General features: G+C 28.2%; 1 protein-coding gene. It reads right to left on the minus strand.

Annotated features, from left to right (window positions below):
• Positions 1-240: 240 nt before the first annotated feature.
• Positions 241-2,913 (minus strand): DUF4135 domain-containing protein, encoded by a 2,673-nt coding sequence (locus K1I43_RS15355; RefSeq protein WP_220382704.1) that lies wholly within the window; start codon positions 2,911-2,913, stop codon positions 241-243.
• Positions 2,914-3,188 lie beyond the last annotated feature (275 nt).

Consider the following 3,188-nt stretch of genomic DNA (forward strand, 5'->3'; position numbering starts at 1 on the left):
GACAAACAACGATCCTTAGAGGCTTAAGAAATAGAAAAATGAGAGGTAAATCCCTCTCTTATTTTACAAAATATGAAAACCAACTCCCAAAAGTCCGCTTTTTAGCGGACTTTTGGGTCAGCCCCTATACGATTTAACAATCGTAAAAACACACGTCACGGAGTAAAATGGAATCAACTCCGAACGTGTGTTTTTTGTTATACAGACAATGGATTTAATAAAAAAGATTAATCATTACTGTTAAAAGGATTTTAAACGCAATATTGAAGGAATATTATATTTATTCCGTAGTTTGTTATAAGCTTTACCTCCATAACCAAGCATAAAACTACTATATATAAAGTTGTTATTTATTCCGTTAAGGTTATTTTTATCTAAATAAGAAAATAATTTATTATTAACTTCACGATACAACTTTTCATTTAAAATCTCTAAACGCTTTAATTCTTCGAAAAGTTCTATTAATCCACCTATACCATGGCATAAGCAATAGCTGTAGTCATCTAAATTTATGGTGTTATTTAGAATATCATTACATAATTTTAGCGATTTTTCAGTAATATCCTCTTTAAAATGTGTAAAGCCATTTTCCAACAATTCTATTCTAGAAAATAGAATGCCCACAATTCCATAGCATATAAAATACTTGTCATACGTATTGTCTCTGAGGTCTATATAATTGTTTTTACGGCTATTAAAATATTCTTCCTCTGCTTCAATTAAATTATTAATTAATGCTTGGTTATTATAGTTTTTATTAGTACTATCATATCTAGAAAGAGCCAAAATTAATCCGCTATATCCATGGGCCAACCCTATCCTCTTATCATCCTTCATCATATCTTTGTACTTTTGGTGTATGATCTCCACGGCTGATTTTAATAATTTTTCTAAAGGTTCTTTAATATCAGGTTCGTTCATGTTTAATTTGATCTCTGATAGTATCGTTACTGTTCCGGCTAACCCAGTAAAATAATCAATATTATTCACATTTTCAGGGATGCTAAGATTTTGGATTTCGTTTAAAAGTTCATTATAAAACCACTTTTCTCCTGTTATTCTGTATGCATTATATACTAAATAAATATAAGCCCCGACGCCATTAAACCCTGTTAATTCAGCATTATTATAAGTTTTCCATTCCTTCATAGTTTTAAATATTTTTATTATTTCTTGAACACTTACACCTATTTTATCCCTAAAATATATGATGAGTAATAAATTACCACCATATTCGTAAATGGACGGAGTAATAGGTGAAATAATCATTTTCTTTCCAGAAAAAGAAGGAAGTAATGCTGAAGAAGAACTATTTATAGATTGAAATAGATTATAAAAATCCTTTAAAAATACAAAAGGTGATATTTCATCGGTAAAAAATTCCGGATGGTTATTCAATATTTTATTATCCGTGTGGTTATAATGGTATATTAGTAATGAACTATAAATATTGTTTATTTCTTGTTTCATCTTGTTTGTATCAAAATTATAAATTCGATTCTGTATGTTTTCTTTTATAGTAGTTGAAAAGTAATTTTCAATTATACAATCCCCACGAGCATATAAATGTTTACTATCAAAGTACGTATAAAATAAAGGTACGTCACCTTGTTTTAGACTAATTATTTCTTCGTTGACTATTTTATCATTTCTTGAATGCCTCAAATGATTGAATAACTCTTGATCACGCCCCTTTTCTTTTAAATAGTAAGGTTCTAGCAATACATTTAGATATTTCTCGTAAACATGTGTAGGTCTAACAACCTGTCTAATAGGGTGGCCCTCGACTACTTTGATCAACTCGTTGAATACGGAATCTTTGTTATCCAATACAATTTTGCAAAAATCAGAGAACCCTTTTACGATATCGGCTATATACATACTAGGAATTTGTTTAATGTTATTTAAAAAAACCTCATTTTTTTGTTTTTCTAAAGAAGGATTCTCTTCTAAAAATTCCAATTCCCCATCAGCATTAATGACAGGTTTAGCATTAGTATAGTGAAATTTTAACACTTTTCCTTTTTCACCTGTTAAAGCAGAAATATTTAAATAATTTTCATTCATTTCAAATGGATAAATCATACTTTGGAATATGGAATTGGAAAGTAATTGAAATAAATTATTGTGATTTTTACCACTTTCAAAATCAGTTATATCAGAAATAGTTTCTAAATCAATAAATATTGGGGTTGCACCATTTACTATAACATTTTCATAATGCATATCTGTGGCCCCTATAAAATAGAAAATCGCAGACAAAAAACCGATATTATAATAATATTTATTGACACTTTCTTGGTTGGTATGATTCTGATTCACATGGATCATTTCATGTATAGAAAAATCTCCATAATTATAAATTTCATATTTATAATCTGGTATATATTTTGAAACAAAATTAATGAAATTAATGTCTAATGCAGCATTCCTAGGTTTATATATATAGTCTTTACCATCTATTTTAATATGACATACAGTTTTTCCGTTGTTATGAGTATCACCAAGTGCCAATTTTATGTCAGTAACTTTTTTATAGTTAGTTTTCGTTTTATGTATTTCTAGATTTTCTATAATCTCGTTTACATAAGTAATAAAGTGATTTATTCGTTTATCTAATTTTTCCCTCATTACAGGAAAATGTTCACTCAAACCAATAAAATATTTATCTTCTTTAATCTTTTCATAATATTTATTGAGAGCATCACTAGAATTTAATTTGTAGTATTGTTTAAATCCTTCATATTCTGAAAACAAAACGTTTAAAACTAGAGGTGTTAATTGGATCTCTAATTGTTTAATTAAACCCTCCTTTAAATTATTTTCCAATTTGATTTTATCACGTACTTTATTCATCTCTATTTCTTTTGATACATATGCTTCTATAATATTCATAAAATTTATACTACTCATAAAATCATTCCTCCCCATAGGATAATCTAAAGTATTTTTTACCTTATTATACTATAAAGTAACTATTCAGCCACATCATAAAGTGAGCTGAATATTTTCTTCTTTCCTTGTCTATGATGTGAATACTGATAGACAAGGAGGTGAATCGCATGTTGACGGTACAACAAGCTGTATTTACAGTTGAGAGCTTAATCGGCAAAGTTCAACAACAAAAACAGCTCATTCATCAACTCGTTCAAGAAAATGAACATTTGCGTCACGAAAACAAACAGCTA

The sequence above is a fragment of the Anoxybacillus sp. ST70 genome (assembly GCF_019553625.1).
GTDB lineage: Bacteria > Bacillota > Bacilli > Bacillales > Anoxybacillaceae > Anoxybacillus > Anoxybacillus gonensis.

Excerpts from the sequence above, each read along its gene's own strand:
- K1I43_RS15355 (WP_220382704.1), bottom strand. The coding sequence starts at position 2,913 with ATGAGTAGTATAAATTTTATGAATATTATAGAAGCATATGTATCAAAA.